General features: G+C 70.0%; 20 protein-coding genes. 12 read left to right on the top strand and 8 right to left on the bottom strand.

Annotated features, from left to right (window positions below; all coding sequences use genetic code 11):
• Positions 1 to 57 precede the first annotated feature (57 nt).
• Complete coding sequence (locus ACQPWU_RS10660) at positions 58 to 666, top strand: TetR/AcrR family transcriptional regulator (protein WP_433438692.1); 609 nt, start codon at positions 58 to 60, stop codon at positions 664 to 666.
• A 20-nt stretch (positions 667 to 686) separates the two neighbouring features.
• Here ACQPWU_RS10660 and ACQPWU_RS10655 read toward each other — a convergent pair whose 3' ends face one another.
• Positions 687 to 1,265, bottom strand: coding sequence for a YqgE/AlgH family protein (locus ACQPWU_RS10655; RefSeq protein ID WP_433438690.1), 579 nt, complete (start codon positions 1,263 to 1,265; stop codon positions 687 to 689).
• Positions 1,266 to 1,376: 111 nt separating this feature from the next.
• Between ACQPWU_RS10655 and ACQPWU_RS10650 the strand changes: the two genes are divergently transcribed.
• The gene (locus ACQPWU_RS10650; protein ID WP_433438688.1) at positions 1,377 to 1,877 is read left to right on the top strand and encodes a hypothetical protein; all 501 of its coding nucleotides are present in this window, start codon (positions 1,377 to 1,379) and stop codon (positions 1,875 to 1,877) included.
• Here ACQPWU_RS10650 and ACQPWU_RS10645 read toward each other — a convergent pair.
• Positions 1,874 to 2,506 (bottom strand): TetR/AcrR family transcriptional regulator, encoded by a 633-nt coding sequence (locus ACQPWU_RS10645; RefSeq protein WP_433438686.1) that lies wholly within the window; start codon positions 2,504 to 2,506, stop codon positions 1,874 to 1,876. The two genes, ACQPWU_RS10650 and ACQPWU_RS10645, sit on opposite strands and share 4 nt — an antisense overlap.
• 158 nt (positions 2,507 to 2,664) lie before the next feature.
• Here ACQPWU_RS10645 and ACQPWU_RS10640 point away from each other — a divergent pair, with 158 nt between their 5' ends.
• From ACQPWU_RS10640 to ACQPWU_RS10625, 4 genes are all read left to right on the top strand, one after another.
• Positions 2,665 to 3,417 (top strand): IclR family transcriptional regulator, encoded by a 753-nt coding sequence (locus ACQPWU_RS10640; RefSeq protein WP_433438684.1) that lies wholly within the window; start codon positions 2,665 to 2,667, stop codon positions 3,415 to 3,417.
• Positions 3,418 to 3,473: 56 nt separating this feature from the next.
• The gene (gene glpK, locus ACQPWU_RS10635) at positions 3,474 to 4,949 is read left to right on the top strand and encodes a glycerol kinase GlpK (RefSeq protein WP_433438682.1); all 1,476 of its coding nucleotides are present in this window, start codon (positions 3,474 to 3,476) and stop codon (positions 4,947 to 4,949) included.
• Positions 4,950 to 4,960: 11 nt separating this feature from the next.
• The gene (locus ACQPWU_RS10630) at positions 4,961 to 6,535 is read left to right on the top strand and encodes a glycerol-3-phosphate dehydrogenase/oxidase (protein ID WP_433438680.1); all 1,575 of its coding nucleotides are present in this window, start codon (positions 4,961 to 4,963) and stop codon (positions 6,533 to 6,535) included.
• Positions 6,536 to 6,678: 143 nt separating this feature from the next.
• Complete coding sequence (locus ACQPWU_RS10625; RefSeq protein WP_433438678.1) at positions 6,679 to 7,158, top strand: hypothetical protein; 480 nt, start codon at positions 6,679 to 6,681, stop codon at positions 7,156 to 7,158.
• Positions 7,159 to 7,550: 392 nt separating this feature from the next.
• On the opposite strand, the gene ACQPWU_RS10620 is transcribed toward ACQPWU_RS10625, so the two are convergent.
• The 4 genes from ACQPWU_RS10620 to ACQPWU_RS10605 are packed head-to-tail and all read right to left on the bottom strand — an operon-like array spanning position 7,551 to position 11,172.
• Positions 7,551 to 8,960 carry an NAD-dependent malic enzyme gene (locus ACQPWU_RS10620; protein WP_433438676.1) on the bottom strand — a complete coding sequence of 470 codons (1,410 nt, stop codon included), beginning with the start codon at positions 8,958 to 8,960 and terminating at the stop codon, positions 7,551 to 7,553.
• A 55-nt stretch (positions 8,961 to 9,015) separates the two neighbouring features.
• Positions 9,016 to 9,645, bottom strand: coding sequence for an AAA family ATPase (locus tag ACQPWU_RS10615; protein WP_433438674.1), 630 nt, complete (start codon positions 9,643 to 9,645; stop codon positions 9,016 to 9,018).
• A 9-nt stretch (positions 9,646 to 9,654) separates the two neighbouring features.
• On the bottom strand, positions 9,655 to 10,593 hold the full coding sequence (locus ACQPWU_RS10610) for a tetratricopeptide repeat protein (protein WP_433438672.1): 939 nt from the start codon (positions 10,591 to 10,593) through the stop codon (positions 9,655 to 9,657).
• A gap of 57 nt (positions 10,594 to 10,650) precedes the next feature.
• Entirely contained in the window at positions 10,651 to 11,172 is a 522-nt protein-coding gene (locus ACQPWU_RS10605; protein ID WP_433438670.1) for a MarR family winged helix-turn-helix transcriptional regulator, read from the bottom strand.
• Positions 11,173 to 11,401: 229 nt separating this feature from the next.
• Between ACQPWU_RS10605 and ACQPWU_RS10600 the strand changes: the two genes are divergently transcribed.
• The 3 genes from ACQPWU_RS10600 to ACQPWU_RS10590 all read left to right on the top strand — a co-directional run bounded on the left by ACQPWU_RS10600 (position 11,402) and on the right by ACQPWU_RS10590 (position 13,822).
• Entirely contained in the window at positions 11,402 to 12,769 is a 1,368-nt protein-coding gene (locus ACQPWU_RS10600; RefSeq protein WP_433438668.1) for a hypothetical protein, read from the top strand.
• Positions 12,770 to 12,838: 69 nt separating this feature from the next.
• A complete protein-coding gene (locus tag ACQPWU_RS10595) occupies positions 12,839 to 13,510 on the top strand; it encodes a DUF4230 domain-containing protein (protein ID WP_433438666.1) in 672 nt (223 codons plus the stop codon).
• 159 nt (positions 13,511 to 13,669) lie between these two features.
• Complete coding sequence (locus ACQPWU_RS10590; protein WP_433438664.1) at positions 13,670 to 13,822, top strand: hypothetical protein; 153 nt, start codon at positions 13,670 to 13,672, stop codon at positions 13,820 to 13,822.
• Between the two features lie 76 nt (positions 13,823 to 13,898).
• On the opposite strand, the gene ACQPWU_RS10585 is transcribed toward ACQPWU_RS10590, so the two are convergent.
• Positions 13,899 to 14,423 (bottom strand): AAA family ATPase, encoded by a 525-nt coding sequence (locus tag ACQPWU_RS10585; RefSeq protein WP_433438662.1) that lies wholly within the window; start codon positions 14,421 to 14,423, stop codon positions 13,899 to 13,901.
• A gap of 12 nt (positions 14,424 to 14,435) precedes the next feature.
• Positions 14,436 to 15,623 (bottom strand): acetyl-CoA C-acetyltransferase, encoded by a 1,188-nt coding sequence (locus ACQPWU_RS10580; RefSeq protein WP_433438660.1) that lies wholly within the window; start codon positions 15,621 to 15,623, stop codon positions 14,436 to 14,438.
• Positions 15,624 to 15,707: 84 nt separating this feature from the next.
• On the opposite strand from ACQPWU_RS10580, the gene mce reads away from it, so the two are divergent.
• The 3 genes from mce (at position 15,708) to ACQPWU_RS10565 (ending at position 18,895) form a co-directional block, all read left to right on the top strand.
• Positions 15,708 to 16,130, top strand: coding sequence for a methylmalonyl-CoA epimerase (gene mce / locus ACQPWU_RS10575; protein ID WP_433438658.1), 423 nt, complete (start codon positions 15,708 to 15,710; stop codon positions 16,128 to 16,130).
• A gap of 193 nt (positions 16,131 to 16,323) precedes the next feature.
• Positions 16,324 to 17,610 carry a DivIVA domain-containing protein gene (locus tag ACQPWU_RS10570; RefSeq protein WP_433438656.1) on the top strand — a complete coding sequence of 429 codons (1,287 nt, stop codon included), beginning with the start codon at positions 16,324 to 16,326 and terminating at the stop codon, positions 17,608 to 17,610.
• Between the two features lie 145 nt (positions 17,611 to 17,755).
• The gene (locus tag ACQPWU_RS10565; RefSeq protein ID WP_433438654.1) at positions 17,756 to 18,895 is read left to right on the top strand and encodes an AI-2E family transporter; all 1,140 of its coding nucleotides are present in this window, start codon (positions 17,756 to 17,758) and stop codon (positions 18,893 to 18,895) included.
• The last annotated feature ends 25 nt before the right edge of the window (positions 18,896 to 18,920 follow it).

Genomic DNA, 18,920 nt, shown 5'->3' with positions numbered 1-18,920 from the left:
CGTCGCGGTATGACTTATGGCACACTGTGACAGAAAGGTTTCGAGGGAGTGGCCACTGTGGGTCTTCGGGAACGCAAGAAGGAGAAGACGCGCCTGGCGATCCTCGACGCCGCGCTCGACCTCTTCCTCGAACAAGGATACGAGTCGACCACGGTGGAGCAGATCGCGGGGGCCGTCGAGATCTCTCCTCGTACATTCTTCCGCTACTTCACCAGCAAGGATCACCTGGTGCTGTGGTTCCACGACCACGGCGAGGAGATCCTGCTCGAGACCCTGGCCTCCCGCCCCGAGGACGAGCCTGCGTTCACGTCGCTCACGCACGCGCTGCGCGCGGTCCTGCACGACGTCATGAGCTCAACGCCCGAGGACGCGGAGAGGTTCCTGAAGATGCGGCGGCTCCTGGAAGGCCATCCGCGCCTGGTCGGGCTGTCGGTGGCCCGAGGCGCGGAGACCGAGCGCCGCCTGGTCGAGGTGATCGCCACCCGCCGGGGCGTGGACCCCGACGAGGACCAGCTCTCACACCTGATCGTCGCGTTCGCCTCGTGCACCATGCGCGTCGGCTTCGAGTGCCCGCGCCGCGACGCGACCCTGCCGGAGATCACGCGGCGGATGGCGGAGACCATCGAACTGGCCGAACGCTCGCTGCGGCCCGGCTGGGACTGCTGAGGGGCCGGACCGCCGGGTCGTCAGTTCATCGTCGGGTCCTCCGGGCAGGTCGCCACGAAGGCCAGTTCGCCGGGCTGGCGCCGTAGCACGTGCCGCCAGAGCGCCCGGGGATCGTGATGAAAGGTGTCGCCGGCCTCGGAGTCGACGACGTACCAGGCGCCTTCGGCGATCTCACTCTCCAACTGGCCGGACGACCATCCCGCGTACCCCGCGAAGATGCGCATCTGCGCGATCTCCCCCTCCAGGATCTCGGGCGGCGCGTCCAGATCCACCGTGCCCAGCCGCGAGACGGCCGGGGTGCCCGCGTGCAGCCTGCGCCAGCCGAGCGGCTCCTCGCCGCTGGGGACCGCCGCCAGCGCGAGCGCGCTGTCCGTCTGCACCGGCCCGCCCTCGAAGAGCACGGGCGGCCCGGTCACCAAGGGGTCCCACACGGGGAGAACCTGGGTCACCGAGATGTCGCTCGGCCTGTTGAGCACCACACCCAGGGTCCCGCCGTCGTGGTCGTGTTCGAGGATCAGCACGACACTACGCCGGAAGTTCGGGTCATCGAGAAGCGGCGTCGCCACCAACAAACCGCCGACGTAGATCGCTTCCGCCATACCTCCATCATGAAGGGTCCAGACCAGTCTGCGCTCCCCTAGTCCGCCGATGTTACTTTTCGTGCCCGCTTGGGCACCTTACGTAGCAAAGATCATGCTCGGGGGGAGCTCATGCGCATAGGAACGCGTATCGTCCTGGCCGCTGTCGCACTGTGCGCCGCGCCGCTCCTTCCCAAGAGCGCGCAGGCGTGGCCGGACCGCGATGACCCGTTCACGCTGACGGTGGACGACGTGGGCTGCCGCTCGGGACGCGCGGAGGTCACGCTCCACAACCAGACCTCCGAAGCCATACGCTTCGACCTCCAGGCCGACGGGGAGAGCGTGGCGACCGGCTCGATCCCGGCACGCAAGACGATCGCCAGGCAGGTCCGGGTGCGGAAGGGCAGTGCGGCCGAGATCGAGGCGTACTCGTTGAACGACCGTCAGCCGGGCACGCTCATCGACTCCAGCCGCGTCAGGAACGACTGCCCCTGGGGTCACCACCGCGGCAACCTGCCCTTCACCGGCCCGCCCACCGACCTCATCGCCAAGCTGGCCACGGCGGGCGGCCTGATCGTGATGGGCGGCATCCTGTGGTGGTACGGCTCCATCTGGCCGCGCTCGACCCCCTAGGACTCCCCCTCCATCCCCCGTACGACGAACGCCCCGGCCCTGGCGGCGGCCAGCGTGCGCGACACCGACCGCTCGGCGTCCTCCCGGGTCACCGGCTCCCTCGTGACCACCAGCCGGTAGTAGAGCGGCGCCGAGATCGCCCGGATCACCTCGCCGCCGTCCGTGCCCTCGGGCAGCTCGCCCCGCTTGACGGCCAACTCCACGACGTTGGCCCACTCCTCGATCCGGCGCAGGTAGAAGGTGCGCAGCGCGCCGGCGGCCTGATCGTCGCTGGTGGCGGCGGCGATCACCGCCTGGAACGTGGCCCCGAGGCGCCCATCGTTGATCGCCCCCAGGACGGACAGGGCGTTGGCCCGCAGGTCGCCTTCGACGCCACCCGTGTCGGCATGGGGCGTGGACTGGTTGGCCAGCTCGGTCATGAGGTCGGCGACCAGGCCCGCCCTGCTCCCCCATCGCCGGTAGACCGTGGTCTTGCCGACGCCCGCCCTGGCCGCCACCTGATCCATGGTCAGGCCATGGAAGCCGTGTTCGACCAGCTCATCCTGCGTGGCCTCCATGACGGCGGCGCGCACTCTCGCCGTACGGCCACCGGGCCGCACAGTTCCCGCCGAACGGGAAGGTTGGTCCATCTAGTCTCCTTGTCGCAACGTTCCATTCTAACGGAACTTCCATTCCATTAAGGATCAACATCGCGTTTCCCCCACCTCCTGGACGCGGACATGAGGTGATCGGTTCCACCCCAAGATTCGTTCGGCAATACCGAACACACCTGCGCTAAGGTGCGGGTGTGGGAGAGACGATTCAGTCGGTGGAGCGGGCGGCGGCGATCCTGCGCCTGCTCGCCTCAGGACCACGCCGGCTCGGGGTGGCCGAGCTGGCCAGGGCGCTGGGCCTGCCCAAGGGCACACTGCACGGCATCCTGCGCACGCTGGTCCACGTCGGGTTCGTCGAGCAGGACCAGGCCAGCGGGAAGTACCGCCTCGGCGCCACGCTGCTCCACCTGGGCAGCAGCTACCTCGACGTCAACGAGCTGCGCACCCGCGCCATCAACTGGGCCGACGCCCTGGCGGGGCGCAGCAGGGAGAGCGCCTGGATCGGCACCCTCCACGAAGGTCACGTGCTGGTGATCCACCACGTGTTCCGGCCCGACGACAGCCTGCAGGCCCTCCAGGTGGGCACCTACCTGCCGACGCACGCCAGCGCGCTCGGCAAGGTCCTGCTCGCCCACGATCCGTACGGCGAGGCGCCCGCACCGCCGCTCCAGCCGTACACGAAGAACACGGTCGTCGACCCCGCGGCGCTGGAGAAGGAGCTCGACCTGGTCAGGACGCGCGGCTGGGCGGCCGAGATGGAGGAGCTGACCGAGGGCGAGGTGGCCATCGCCGCGCCCATCAAGGACCCGCGCGGCCTGGTGGTGGGCGCCATCGGCATACGCGGCGCCGTCGAGCGGCTGGCCACCGACGGCGCCCTGCACATGGAGTTCGTCTCGTACGTACGCGACGCCGCCCGCGCCATCACCCGCTCACTTGAACATCCCTAAGGCCACGAAATAGCATTCGTTCGGCATTGCCGAACCTGAACCAAGCGAGGAACCCCGTGCCTCGACCTCACTACGTCGCAGCCATCGACCAGGGCACCACGTCCAGCCGCTGCATCGTCTTCGACCAGGCCGGCAACATCATCTCCGTCGCCCAGCGCGAGCACCGCCAGATCTTCCCGAGGCCGGGCTGGGTGGAGCACGACGCGGGCGAGATCTGGCAGGCCGTGCAGGGCGTGCTCGCCGAGGCGGTCAGCGGCGCCGGCATCGAGGACGGCCAGATCGGCGCGCTCGGCATCACCAACCAGCGCGAGACCACAGTGCTGTGGGAGCGGGCGACGGGCCGGCCCGTCTGCCCGGCGATCGTCTGGCAGGACACCCGCACGGCCCCGCTGACCCGGGCGCTGGCCGAGCACGAAAAGCTGTTCAAGGAGAAGGCGGGGCTGCCGCTGACGACCTACTTCTCCGGACCGAAGATCCGCTGGCTGCTGGACGAGGTCCCCGGGCTGCGGGAGCGGGCCGAGCGCGGCGAGGTGCTGTTCGGGACGATGGACAGCTGGCTGCTGTGGAACCTCACCGGCCGGCACCTCACTGACGTGACCAACGCCAGCCGTACGATGCTGATGAACATCCACACGCTGGCCTGGGACGACGAGCTGCTCGCGGCGCTGGGCGTGCCCCGCGCGATGTTGCCGGAGATCCGCCCGTCCGCCGAGGTCTACGGGCACACCGCGGCAGGCGTGCCGGTCGCCTCGGCGCTCGGCGACCAGCAGGCGGCGCTGTTCGGGCAGACGTGCTTCGCGCCCGGGGAGACCAAGAGCACCTACGGCTCCGGCAGCTTCCTGCTGATGAACACCGGCCAGGAGCCCGTCGTCTCCAAGCACGGCCTGCTGACCACCGTCGGCTACCAGATCGGCGACGGCCCAGCCACCTATGCCCTGGAGGGCGCCATCGCGGTCACCGGCTCGCTGGTGCAGTGGCTGCGTGACAACCTGGGCCTGATCTCCAGCGCGGCCGAGATCGAGACCCTGGCCAGGACGGTCGACGACAACGGCGGCTGCTACTTCGTACCGGCCTTCTCGGGCTTGTTCGCGCCGCACTGGCGGTCGGACGCGCGCGGGGTGATCGCGGGGCTGACCGGGTTCGTCAACAAGGGGCACATCGCGCGGGCCGTGCTGGAGGCCACGGCGTGGCAGACCCGCGAGGTGGTCGACGCGATGAACGCCGACTCGGGGCTCGACCTGACCACGCTGCGCGCCGACGGCGGCATGACCGCGAACAACCTGCTCATGCAGACGCTCGCCGACGTGCTCGCGGTGCCGGTGATCCGGCCCATGGTGGCCGAGACGACCGCACTCGGCGCCGCCTACGCCGCCGGGCTGGCGACCGGCTACTGGCCCGACATCGACAGCCTGCGCGCCAACTGGCACAAGGCCGCCGAGTGGCGCCCGGCCATCGACGAGACCGCGCGCGAGCACGAATACCGCAACTGGAAGAAGGCCGTGGCCCGCACCCTCGACTGGGTCGAGCAGTAGGGAGTCTGGAAATGAGGACCACGACCGGCGCTGATCGGGTGGAGACCCGTGAGGAGCTCTCCCGCACCGCCTACGACCTGCTCGTGATCGGCGGCGGCATTCTCGGCACGTCGGTGACCTGGATGGCCGCGCAGGCCGGGCTGCGGGTGGCCATGGTCGACGCGGGCGACTTCGCCGGCGCCACCTCCAGCGCCTCCTCCAAGCTCGTCCACGGCGGCCTGCGCTACCTGCAGACCGGCAACGTCAGGCTGGTCGCCGAAAACCACCGCGAGCGCCGCGCCCTGGCCGCCGACATCGCACCGCACCTGGTCAAACCGCTGACGTTCCTGGTGCCGATCTACAAGGGCGGGCCGCACGGCGCCGCCAAGCTGGGCGCGGGGGTGTTCCTGTACTCGGCGCTGTCGGTGTTCGGCGACGGCATGGGCAAGGTGATCACACCACACCAGGCCATGGCGCGCGTCCCCGCGCTGCGGAGCGAGGGGCTGCGTGCCGCCGCCGTCTACGGCGACCACCAGATGAACGACAGCCGCGTCGCGGTCATGACCGTCCGGGCCGCCGTGGACGCGGGCGCCGTCGTACTCAACCACGCCGAGGTCGTCGGACTGCGCAAGACGGGCGGCACCGTCGCGGGCACCGCCGCGGGCACCGTCACTGGGGCCGACCTGCGCGACCGGCTCGACGGCACCGAGTTCGGCGTCTCCGCCCGGCTCGTGCTGAACGCCACCGGGCCATGGGTGGACCACCTGCGCCGCATGGAGGACCCGGACGCGGCGCCGAGCATCCGGCTGTCCAAGGGCGCCCATCTGGTCCTGCGCCGCCACGAGCCGTGGAAGGCCGCGCTGACCACGCCGATTGACAAGTACCGGGTGTCGTTCGCCATTCCATGGGAGGACCACCTGCTGCTCGGCACCACGGACGAGGCATACGAGGGCGACCCCGCCGCGGTGAGCGCCACCGACGCCGACATCGCCCAGATCCTGGACGAGGCCGGCCACGCGGTACACGACTCCCAGCTCAGACGCGAGGACATCACCTACGCCTTCGCCGGGCTGCGGGTGCTGCCCGGCGGCCCCGGCCAGGTGGCTGCGGCCAAACGGGAGACGGTGGTGACCAGGGGCTCGGGCGGCATGCTCTCGGTGGCGGGCGGCAAGTGGACCACCTACCGCCACATCGGCAAGCACGTCCTCGACACACTCGCGCACCTGCCGGGGCTGCCGCTGGGCGACGACCTGGCCGACATCCTGCCCGCCGTGCCGCTCCCCGGCCTGGCCAGCCCGGACGCGGTGGCCATGCGCCTGTGGACCGACCGCGACCCGGGCGCGCGCATGGACCCACTGGTGGCCAGGCACCTGGCCACGCATTACGGCTCGATCGCGTTCGACCTGGCCCGGCTCATCCGCGACGAACCCGCGCTCGGCGAGCGCATTCACCCGGACGGTCCCGACATCTGGGCCCAGGCGGTTTACGCGCGCGACCGCGAGTGGGCGGCCACGGTGGACGACGTCGTACGCCGCCGCACGACGCTCACGGTCCGCGGCCTCGACACTCAGGACGTACGGGCCAGGATCCAGGAGTTGCTCGGCTGATCCTGGGCCGCCACGAGCGCGCCGGATATAGAAGAGTGTCCTGGCCGGGACCGACGGGGCGCCCACTCCCGTGGCCGCCTGACCGCTCGCAGAAGTGGTCTGGCCGTCCGGCGGCGGGGAAGGGGGGTGGCATGTGTACTCCCATGAACGAAGCCCTGATCCGTCACTTCTGCGACCTTCGCGACGGCATCCACGGCCAGGCCGTCTCGCGGGAGGACAAGGAGCACCTGTTCGCCAGGGCCACCGAGCTGCTGGACCCGGTGGCGCGCCGAGCCCTCGAGGAGGTCAACGCCGACCTGCTGCTCGGCACCGGCGAAGTGGTGGCGAGCGGGGTCACCCGGTCGCGCGAGGGCGGGCTGAACGCGATGTGGTCGCTGACGTGGCCGGAGCAGCGCGCCTGCCACGTCCAGCCGATCGCCATCGTGGCCCATTACGGATGCGACTTCCACCACCCGCACCTGCGGGGCAACACGGTCGGCGACTGGCCGATGAACGTCTTCGACGCGGCGGACGCTGAGGCGCAGCTCGACACCTTGCGAGTGATCGCCGCGGGCGACGCCCACAACCTGGTCTTCCAGGAAACCTACCGCCTCATGCCCGCCGTCACGGCCCAGACCGCGTAACCCTCCGCCCACCGCACCACACCGACGCGCAGGCCAAGGGCGGACAGGCACGTTTCGGGCGCCGGTGGGGAGAGAGGGCGCGCGGCGGGACTCGGCACAACGCGTGCGGCGTGGCGCGCGAACCGGCGGCACAACGCATGCTGCGGCTCGGCGGGAACCACGGAACCAGGCGGCACACCGCATACGGCGGGCCGGTGGGAGCCACGGAGCCGGTCAAAGGACCGCCGTAACGGTGGCCGGCCACGTGCGGGTCAGCGGGCGTCCCCCTGGAGGCGCTCAACCTGGACGGCGGGCGGCGCCAAGCCGGCTCCGCCGTAACAGATGGAAAACCACCCGCCACGTGCGGCGGGCGGACCCGGCCAGACCCCGCCGCACAGCTACGAGATGGAGATCTACGCCTCGGTGAAGCCGCGGGCGCGCCCCCCGGCGGATTCGCGCACCGCGGCCGCGACGGCGGCCGCCACGTCGGGGTGGAACACGCTGGGGATGATGTAGTTGGGACCCAGCTCCTCCGGCGTGACGACGGCGGCGAGGGCGCCGGCGGCGGCCAGCAGCATCTCCTGCGTCACCCCACCCGCCTGCGCGTCCAGCAGCCCGCGGAAGACGCCCGGGAAGGCCAGCACGTTGTTGATCTGGTTGGGATAGTCGGACCGCCCCGTGGCCACCACGGCCGCGTGCTCGCGGGCGTCGTCGGGCGACACCTCGGGCTCCGGATTGGCCAGCGCGAACACCACCGCGTCCTTGGCCATGGTGGCGATGTCGTCACCGGTCAGGATGCCCGGCGCCGAGACCCCCACAAAGACGTCGGCGTCCTTGACCGCCCCCCGCAGATCCCCCGAGTAGCCTTCGGCGTTGGTGTGGTCGGCGATCCAGCGCAGCGACTCGTCGAGGTCGTCGCGCCCGCGGTGCACGGCTCCCAGGTAGTCGCAGACGACCACGTTGCGCGCGCCGGCCGCCAGCAGCAGCCGCAGCACGGCGTTGCCGGCCGCACCCGCGCCCGCCATGGTGATCTTGACGCTCTCGATGCTCTTGTTGACGACCCGCAGCGCGTTGGTGAGGGCGGCGAGCACGCAGATCGCCGTGCCGTGCTGGTCGTCGTGGAAGACGGGGATGTCGAGCAGCTCGCGCAGCCGCCGCTCGATCTCGAAGCAGCGCGGCGCGCCGATGTCCTCCAGGTTGATCCCGCCGAACCCGGGCGCGATCACCTGCACCGTGCGGACGATCTCGTCGACGTCCTGCGTGTCGAGGCAGATCGGCCAGGCGTCGATGCCCGCGAACCGTTTGAACAGCGCCGCCTTGCCCTCCATCACCGGCAGCGCGGCCTCGGGGCCGATGTTGCCCAGCCCCAGCACGGCCGAGCCGTCGGTGACGACGGCCACCGTGTTGCGCTTGATGGTCAGGCGCCTGGCGTCCTCCTTGTTGCGCGCGATGGCCATCGACACGCGCGCCACGCCCGGCGTGTACGCCATGGACAGCTCGTCGCGGTTGCGCAGCGGCACCTTCGACTTCATCTCGATCTTGCCGCCGAGGTGCATGAGGAACGTGCGGTCGGACACCTTGTGGATGACGACGCCCTCGACCGCCTCGAGCTGGTCGACGATGGTCTGGGCGTGGTCGGTGTCCCTGGCGGCGCAGGTCACGTCGATACGGAGCTTCTCATGGCCCGCGTTGCTCACGTCGAGGGCTGTGACGACACCCCCTGCCGACTCTACGGCGTGGGTGAGCTGGCTGACGGCCTTGCCGCCGGCCGGCACCTCGAGACGCACAGTGATGGAGTACGACACACTCGGGACGGTCGCCACGTCAATCGCTCCTTCGGGACTGACCAAGAATTCCCCCATGATAGGGCTCCCCAGGTCAATCCAGTGCCTCGGCCGCCGCGACGATCAGGTCGACGCATGTCGGAACGGGGATCGTGGTGCTGTCGATGACCAGGTGATATTGACAGGGATCCGTCGGATCGACCCTGTAGAAGTGGCGCACGTAGGCCACCCTGGCGCGGTCGTTGTCCTCGATGATCTTGCGGGCCTCGCGCTCGCTCATCCCCCCGAGCGTGGCCGTCTGCCGGATCCTGCGCTTGACCGGCGCGTCGAGCCTGACGTGCAGCGCGCCCGGGTGGTCGGCCAGCACCACGGCCCCCGCCCGGCCGAGGAACACCCCGCCCTGGTCGAGGGCCATGTCTTTGAGCATGCGTTCGGTACGGCGGACGAACTCCTTGGGCGCGAGCGGCATCGCGCCCGGCACGTACATGTCCACGCCGCCGAATGTGACCGTGGGCAGCCGCATCGCTCCCGAGAGCAGCCTGCCGAGGCCGTGTTCGGCCCGGTCGTCGTGGGCCAGCGCCTCCTCCAGCGTGCAGCCCAGCTCCTGGGCCACGGCGCTGGGGATGGCGCGGTCGACGAAGGGCACACCGATACGCTCCGCGACGGCCGGGCCGATCTGACTGCCGGCCGTGCCGTATGTCGCGGATATGGTGACGATCCGCATAGACCCAGGTTAGAACAGTGCGCTTGCCAAAGCTCTACGCGCTCTCGCCAAAGATGGGTCTTCGGCCGGCAACGCGTCGAACAAGCCGAGCAGGTGACGCCTGGCCTTGTCGCGCTCGTCGCCCGAGGTGCGCTTGACCACGGCGATGACGCGGTCGAACGCCTCGTCGACCGAGCCGGACAACATCTCCAGATCGGCGGCGAGCAGCTGCGCGTCGATGTCGGCCGGGTCCTGCAGTCGTCGCTGGACGTCGGCGGGGTCGGCGTCCTCGGTGCGCTTGATCAGATTGACGCCGGCGAGGCCCATCTTGGCGTCCTCGTTGCCCGGCGCGCGGGCCAGCAGCCGCTGGTAGGCCGCCGCCGCCGCGTCGAGGTCGCCGTCCTCGATGGCCTGCTCGGCGGCCACGACGTCGGGGTCGGCGGGCGGTTCCGCGGGCCCCTCCTCGCCTTCGGGTGCCGTCTGGGGCCGGGCGTCGGGGTTGGCCTGGTAGAACTGCTCGACCGCGCCCATCAGCTCGTCGAGCCAGCGGCGCACCTCCTGCTCGGGCAGCACCTGCTGGAAGCCGGTGACGGCCTGCCCCTGGAAGATCGCCAGCACGGTCGGCACGGCCTGTACGCGCAGCGCCTGGGCGATCTGCGGGTTGGTGTCGACGTTGACCTTGGCCAGCACGACCCTGCCACCGAGGTCGCCTGCCACTTTCTCCAGCACCGGGCTGAGCTGGGCGCTGCCCGGCGCTCTGGGCGACCACAGATCGAGGATCACCGGCACGGTCATCGATCGGTCGATGACCTCGGTCGTGAACGTCTCCTCGGTCACGTCGACGACCGAGGCCGACGAGGCCGCCTGGGGACCCGCCGCCTCCCGCCGGGCCTGCGCCTCAAGGGCCTGCTTGCGCGCGCCCAGGTCAATCGCTCCGTAGAGCGACCCGGGCTTAGAGAAGTCCGCCATGCTCTTCATCTTGCCGCATCGTCGAGGTGACGAAGTCACCCGCCGCCCTGTTGAAAGTCACACGTCGCCCTCCTGGAAGTCTCCCGCCGCCACCCTGAGGGTGCGCAGCTGGGTGAACATCCGGTGGAGTTCGTCCTCGGCGTACATCGTCAGGCCGAACTCGGCGTCCATCAGGTCACGGGTGGCCCGCTCCACGACGTCCCTGCCGGCCTTGGTCATCTCGGCGAGCACGCCGCGCCCGTCGCGCGGGTTGGGCAGCCGGGTGACGAACCCGGACTTCTCCAGCCTGTCCACCGTGTTCGTGACGCTTGTGGGGTGGACCATGAGCCGTTCGCCGATCTTCGACAGCGGAAGCGCTCCTGTCTTGCTGAAGGTCAGCAGGACCAGGGCCTCGTATCGGGCGAAGGTCAGGTCATACGGCTTCAGGAGCGCGTCGAGCTGCGACAGCAGGATCTGGTGCGCTCTCATGATCGAGGTCACCGCGGCCATGGCGGCGGAGGGCCCGAAGTGGGCACGCCAGCTCTCCGCGGCGCGGTCGATGGGGTCGAACGGCAGGTTGAGCGGCTTGGGCTGTGACACAGCGCATACGCTAGCGCGCCGGTCATCCCGGTTCGTCCGGTGACCTGGAGCGACAGGCATCCCCGCTTGACCAAGAATCCGGACGTCAATCATCACGCTCAGTTATGGTTCTCGTACACATGGTGACGCGAAAGCCAAGTCCATCGGCCTGTGGGGACGGGCCGGACTGATCGTTTTCGTCTTGCCGAGGGGCACGGGGGGTGCTTGATGAACGTCAACAGGGAAAAGCGTGCGTGAGCACGCGGGCGTTTCACGAGAAGAGCTGAAGCACAGCGCGGCCGTCACGGTTGCCGTGCTCATGGCTCTCGGCCTGGTCGCGGCGTGGAACGTCCTGATACCCGGCGTGGACGCGTGGGAGAACATCGTGGCCGCCGTCATCGGCTCGCTGCGGTTGACCGGGCCCGTGGCCGCGGCCTTCGCGGCCTGGGTGGCGCTGCGCAAGCGCAGGGCGTTGCGCGGGCGGTCGCTCACGACGTGGCGGGCGCTGAAGGCGCCGCTGGCCATCGTGGTGGTGGTCGTCGGTTCGTTCGGGGCGACGGTGCTGATCCTGGCGGTCAAGACGGTTCTCACCGACCAGGCGGGGCGGCTGAGCCTGTCCGGGCTGGGCATGGGCATGGCGGGTCTGGCCCTGTATTCGGTGATCGGATGGGTGGCCGGGTGGTTGCTGCCCAAGGCGTTCACGCCGCCGCTGGCCGGGCTCGCCTGTTACGGATTGTTCTCGTGGCTGGCCGACGACCGCGGCTGGGCCGACAAGCTGGCGCCCGGCACCGGGGAGCCGTACGACCTGTTCCAGGGGTTGAGCGGGGCGCCCTTCTTCGACCAGACGATCTGGCTGCTCGGCATCACGGCGGCGCTGCTGCTCGGCTGGGCGGCGCTGGTGACCAGGCAGGCCCTGGTGCTGGCGTGCGCGCTGCTGTCCGTGCTGGCGGCCGGGATGGGAGTGTCGCGGGTGCTGGCCCAGCCGAAGCCGGCCGCGGCCGTGGACATCGCGTACAGCTGCCAGGATTGGCCGATCACTGTGTGTGTTCATCCGGGGATGCGGGCGGGGCTGACCGAGCTGGGGGCGACGTTCACGCAGATCGCCTCCCGGCTGGCGGGCACGCCCGCGGCGTTCACGCGGGTGGAGCAGCGGCCGCTGGAGGAGGAGCTGAAGCCGTCGAACGGGCTGGCGCCCATCCACGTGCCCGACCTCTCGGCGGGGTTCGCCGAGGAGGCCGCGTACGAGTACATCGAGTCCCTGGCCGCCCCCTGCCCCGGCACGGTGGCGGACGGTTACCGGGAGATCGTGATGGCGTGGCTGCGCGGGGAGCCGCTGCCCGGGGGCCCGCTGCCCGAGCACCAGTACGCCGCGTCGTGGTTCTCATGGTTGAGTGAGCACCAGCGGAGGGAGTGGCTGCGGATGTTCTACAGCGACTTCCAGAACTGCGGGCTGTCGAGCACGCACTTCGGCGGGGGCCCGGCGCGGGCGCAGAAGGCGCCGTCGGCCCGCCCCACGCCCGAGTCGAGCCACGTGTACCCGGTGTACCCGGAGAGCGAGGACACGCCCAACTCCGCCCCCAGCGCGTCCATGGCCGGTCTGGGATCCGTGACGGAGTGAACGACGGGGATCGGAAGATGTCACCAAACGGCTGGGACTGATGATCGCCGGGCGGGTAGTCATGCTCGCATGACGACTTCCCGTACGACGCCGCCCGAGGTGACCCCCGAGCGGCGTCGCAGGTGGCGATATGTGGCGGGGCTCCTCGTCCTGGCGGTCCTCCTCGTCGTGGGCGGCCGCCTGGCCTGGACCTGGCTCAACCCGCTCGGTGAGCGGACCATCGACCGCAGCCAGCCGGTGCTGCTGCAGTCCATCAAGGACCTGAGCCGCTTCGAGGCCGCGACGGGCAACTTCCAGGTGGTCGTTGACCTGGAGAAGGACGCCAACTTCCTGCCCGACGCGATCAAGGGCACCCGCACGCTGTTCGTCGGGGCGGGCGGGGTGGACGCGTACGTCGACTTCTCCGGCCTGGCCACGAACGCGGTGACGGTCTCGGAGGACCGCACCCAGGCGACCGTGCGCCTGCCCCGGGCGCAGCTGGAGAAGCCGAACCTGGACAACAGCCGCTCTTATGTGTTCGCGCAGCAGCGTGGACTGTTCGACCGGGTCCAGGGCTTCCTGTCCGGGTCGCCGGGCGATCAGCGGGAGCTGTACCTGCTGGCGGAGAAGAAGATCTCGGAGGCGGCGGTCGCGAGCGACCTGCGCGCCAGGGCAGACGCCAACACCAAGGCGATGGTGTCGGGCCTGCTCAAGTCGCTCGGCTTCACCAAGGTCACGGTGAAGTTCACGGACGAGCCCTAGTACCTCACGGGCGCCTTAGTCACCCTGTGCACCCTCCTAAGTATCTCCCTACTCCCGATACGTCCGGAGATAGGGCATCCGTCCGATGTGTCCGGGAGGGCCTTAGGAGGAGTCTTAAGAGTGCAGGGAACAAGGAGCACGAACACAAGGGGCACTCCCATGAACGCCGAACTCGAATACACCGTGATGCAGTACCAAGCCTCCGAACTCCGGCGGGCGGCCGCCGAGGAGCGGCGCGCACGGGAGGCCCGGAAGAGCCTGCGGTCGGAGCGCCGCCACCGCTCGGTCCTCGCCAAGTTCCTGTCCTCATGACCGCCCACAAGCAGCCCGGCCGCAACCTCCCTCGCGGCCGGGCTGAACAGCCCCCGTAGGGGGCGGCGTCACGGGTTCATGACGCCTTCGTCGCGTTGCCCCGGTCCATTCCTGGTCGGACCGGGGCATCGCGCTGTGTAAGGGCCTCCAGTTGCCGTACGACTCTGTCGAGTGGCGCGGAGGCGTCGATTTCATGTGTCGCCGTGGCCCGCAACAGCGGCTCCACGAGGGCCAGGTCGTTCAGGATGGCCTCTCGCTCCTCGGGGAGCTTGCCGAAGGGGTTGTTGGTGCGTGCGGCGATCCTGGCCAGCATCACGCCGGCGGGCGCGCTCAGCAGCACGACGTGATCGAACCGCGCGTAGAACCGGCCCTGGTTCGACTTGCAACCTGCCACGAACAGGCTGCCCTCTCGGTGCCCGTCGAGCAGCTCCGCCATCGCGTCCTCGCGCCACACCCAGTCCGGCGACCCGTCAGGCGCCGTCACCCAGTGGCTCCATGCGTCGGTGTCGGTGTCGACGGTCCTGTGCCCGCGCGCGGCCAGGGCCTCGAGCGCGGTCGACTTGCCCGTGCCCGACATCCCGGTGACCAAGACCTTCGCCATGCGGCGAGGCCCTTACGGCTTGGGGACGGTGATGAGCAGGGCGTCGCCCTGGCCGCCGCCGCCGCACAGGCCCGCGGCGCCCAGGCCGCCGCCCCTCCGCTTCAGCTCGTACGCCAGCGTCAGCACGATCCTCGCGCCCGACGCCCCGATCGGGTGGCCCAGGGCTATGCCGCCCCCGTTGACGTTCACCTTGTCCAGAGGGACGTCCAGCTCCTTGACGGACTGCAGGACCACGCTGGCGAAGGCCTCGTTGATCTCCACCAGGTCCAGGTCGCCGGCCGTGACGCCCTGCTTGGCCATCGCCTGCTTGATGGCGTTCGCCGGCTGGGACTGCAGGGACGCGTCGGGGCCGGCCACGTTGCCGTGCCTGCCGATCTCGGCCAGCCACTCCAGGCCCAGCTCTTCCGCCTTGGACTTCGACATGACCACGACGGCGCACGCCCCGTCGGAGATCTGCGAGGCCGAGCCCGCCGTGATGGTCCCGTCCGCCGCGAAGGCGGGCCGGAGCCTGGCGAGGGTCTCCGGGGTCGTGTCACCGCGTACGCCCTCGTCCTCGCGGACGACCAGCGGCTCGCCGCGGCGCTGCGGGATCTCCACAGGGACGATCTCGTCCTCGAAGACGCCGTTCTTGATGGCGGCGGCGGCCAGCTGGTGGGAGCGGGCCGACAGGGCGTCCTGCTCCTCGCGGCCGATGCCGAGGCGGGCGTTGTAGCGCTCCGTCGACTCGCCCATCGCGCACTGGTCGAACGCGCAGAACAGACCGTCGTGGGCCATCGAGTCCACGACCTCCGAGCCGCCGTACTTGACGCCCTTGCGCAGGCCCGGCAGGAGGTGGGGGGCGTTGGTCATGGACTCCATGCCGCCGGCCACCACGATGTCGAACTCGCCCGCGCGGATGAGCTGGTCCGCCAGCGCGATGGCGTCGAGGCCCGACAGGCACACCTTGTTGATGGTGATGGAGGGGACGGTCATCGGGATGCCCGCCTTGACGGCGGCCTGGCGGGAGGGGATCTGGCCCGCGCCCGCCTGGAGCACCTGGCCCATGACGACGTACTCGACGGCTTCCGGCGCCACGCCGGCGCGCTCCAGAGCCGCCTTGATGGCGATGCCTCCGAGCTCCACGGCCGGCAGCCCGGCCAGGGATCCCAGGAGTTTGCCGATGGGAGTGCGAGCTCCGGCCACGATGACGGAACTGGACATGACAACGGCCTCCTACGCTCGCGTCGGGTTCTTTGACACCATACCCACGAGTAGTCGCACGCTCGCTATGGAGGCGGACCACACATGTTCATGCGGATCGACCACATCGGGATCGCGTGCAGGGACCTCGAAGAGAAGATCGCGTTCTTCTCGGAGACGTTCGAGCTGACCGTCGTCGCACGGGAGGTGAACGAGGAGCAAGGCGTGAAAGAAGCCATGCTGCACATTGCCGACGGCGAAGGTGGGGGCTCCTACATTCAGCTCCTGGAGCCTCTCTCGGAAGACTCCCCCGTGGGAAAATTCCTCGCGAAGCGGGGCGAGGGCGTCCACCACGTGGCATTCGGCGTGCCCGACATCACCGGCGCCATGGCTAAGATCAGCGAGAAGGGTGTGAGGCTGCTGGACGAGCGTCCAAGACACGGGTCGATGGACTCGCAGATCGCGTTCCTGCACCCCAAGGACGTGGGCGGGATGCTGACGGAGTTGGTCCAGGCGGCCAAGCGCTAGAAAAGGCACAAATCGCGCAAATGTAACTAGTCACGCAGAAAGTTGGACGGGGCTTCGCAGGTGGCACCAGCGGAGTACGCTTGACCTTCCACCGGACATGGAGCCTGCCGCGAGGCACAGGCTCCTGGATCGGATGCCCCGAACCCCCCGTCCGGCCCGTGTAGCCGTCTCGACAACCCAGGATCGAGCCTCCATGCAGTCCGACATCGACGCCCAGCTCAACAACTTCTTCGAAGACGCCCCAGCACGCGAGTTCGACGTGGTGCTTCGTGGTTACGACCGGCATCAGGTCCACGATCACCTGAAGCAGCTCGACGGGGAGCTACGTCAGGCCCGCGAGCAGGTCACGGGCCTGCAGCGCGATCTGTCCGACTCCCAGCGCCAGCTGCAGGAGCAGGAGCGGCCGACCTACTCCGGCCTCGGCGCCCGCATCGAGCAGCTGCTCCGCCTGGCCGAGGAGCAGGCCACCGAGCTCGTGCAGGCCGCCAGGTCCGAGGCCAACGAGATCAAGGCCGCCGCCAAGGTCGAGGCCGCCGACCTGCGTGCCGCCGCCGAGTCCGAGGCCGCCGAGAAGCGCGCCCAGGCCACGCGCGAGAGCGACGAGATGCGGACCGCCGCCGAGCGGGACGCCGAAGAGATCCGCTCCACGGCCCGCCGGGAGGCCGACGAGCTGACCAACACCACCGAGCGCGAGGTCGCCAAGCTGCGGGCCACCGCCGACCACGAGGTGGCGGAGAAGCGGGCCGACGCCGAGCGCGAGATCGCCAAGCTGCGCACCACCACCGAGCGTGAGGTCGCCCAGCTGCGGGCCTCGACCAAGCGCGAGCGCGACGAGGTGCTCACCACCGCCAAGCGCCAGGCCGACGAGATGCGCGCGCAGGCCCAGCGGGTGCTGGAGGAGTCCGAGGCCAAGCGGGCGCAGGACGAGGCCGAGTTCGAGATCCAGCTCGCCTCCCGCCGGGAGGAGGCCGAGCGCCAGGAGGCCGAGCGCCACGCCACGGCGCAGGCCGCCACGCAGAAGCTGGTCGCCGAGGCCGAGCAGCGGGCCGCCACCGCCGAGTCGCGGGCCACGAAGGCCACCCAGCAGGCCGAGCAGACCCGCCGCGAGGCCGACCTGCACGCCAAGCAGCTCGTCGCGAACGCCCGCAAGAGCGCCGAGACGGTAGTGGCCGACGCCAAGTCGAGCGCCGAGACGATCGTCACCGAGGCCAAGAACGAGGCCGAGCGCACCCGCACGGCGATGCAGCGCCAGGTCGACGAGCTCACCCGCCAGCGCGACAGCATCACCAGCCACCTGGCCCAGCTGCGCCAGCTGCTCGGTGGCGCCGCCCTGCCGGGCATGGAGCCGGAGCCCGCGGTCACGGCCGCCCCGCCGAAGCCCGCGCTCGCCGCGCCCGCCGTCGTCGAGGCCCCGGCCCCGGCGCCCGCTCCCAAGGTCGAGACCAAGGCCGAGGACGACGCCGAATGGTGGCAGGAGTAGCCGCCGGGCCGCCTATGGGGCTGCACACGGGGGCTGAATAGCAGGTTGGAGAGGGCCTGGCGATCCGATGGTCGCTAGGCTCTCTCTTTGCCATCAGCTTGTATAAGTTGTACGGGTTTGCCGCCGACCTTCCCTGGGAGTCGCCTTGTCCGCGGATACCGAGCCCACCACCACCGCAGAGCCACCGAAGACCGCGGAGAAGGAAGCAGCACGGGCTCAGGAGAGCGACGACGCCGCGCAGCCGTACGGGCTGCCCGGGAAGCCGCTCGCCCGGGGCCCCTTCCTGTTCGGGCTGGTCGGCGGGCTCGGGGTGCTGACGGCGATCGCGCTCGCCCAGATGGTCGTCCAGTCACTGAGTACGATCATCCTGATCGTGGTGGCGATGTTCCTGGCCGTCGGCCTGAACCCGGCCGTCGAGGCCCTCCAGCGGCGCGGCCTGGCCCGGAGGGGCGCGATCTCGATCGTGTTCGCCGGGGTCATCGTGGCGTTCGCGCTGTTCGGCCTGGCAGTGGTGCCGCCGGTGAGCCAGCAGCTGACGGAGTTCGTCGCGGCAGTGCCCGACTACGTCACCGAGCTCGGCAAGAACCCCACGCTGCACCAGCTCGACGCCGACTACCAGATATTGGCGCAGCTCAAGACGTTCGTGACGACCACACTGGGGCCGTCGCTGGCCAGCGGGATCATGGGCGCGGGGCTTGTGGTGCTGAACGGCGTGTACACCACGGTGACGCTGCTGGTGCTCATGCTCTACTTCCTCGGCTCGCTGCACACGATCAAGGAGTACCTGCTCAAGCTCGTGCCGTCCTCCCGGAGGACGCGGACGCGGGCGATCAGCGAGGAGATCCTCACCGGCATCGGCGGGTACGTCGCGGGCAACGTGCTGATCTCGATCATCGCGGGCGTCCTGTCCTGGATCTTCCTGTCCGTCGCAGGCGTCCAGTACGCACTCGCGCTCGCCCTGGTCGTCGCGCTGACGGACCTGATCCCGCTGGTGGGCGCCACGATCGGCGCGGTGCTCGTGACCGGCGTCGCGTTCCTGCAGTCGGTGCCCGCCGGGATCGCCTGCGCGATCTTCTTCATCGTCTACCAGCAGGTCGAGAACTACTTCATCTACCCGAGGGTGATGAAGCGCTCGGTGGACGTGGCGCCGGCCGTGACGGTGATCGCCGCGCTGTTCGGCGGCGCGCTGCTGGGCATCGTCGGCGCCCTGCTGGCCATCCCGGTGGCCGCGGCGATCGCGCTGATCATCCGCGAGGTCGTGGTGCCGCGCCAGGACGGCGTCTGAGGCCCTTTGGAGCGAGGGGGCTTCT

Origin of the sequence: Nonomuraea sp. CA-141351 (assembly GCF_050944675.1) — a bacterium.
In the GTDB taxonomy this organism is placed as follows: Bacteria; Actinomycetota; Actinomycetes; order Streptosporangiales; family Streptosporangiaceae; genus Nonomuraea.
The sequence above is the reverse complement of the archived record's forward strand: the minus strand, read 5'-3'. Positions and strand labels throughout refer to the sequence as shown.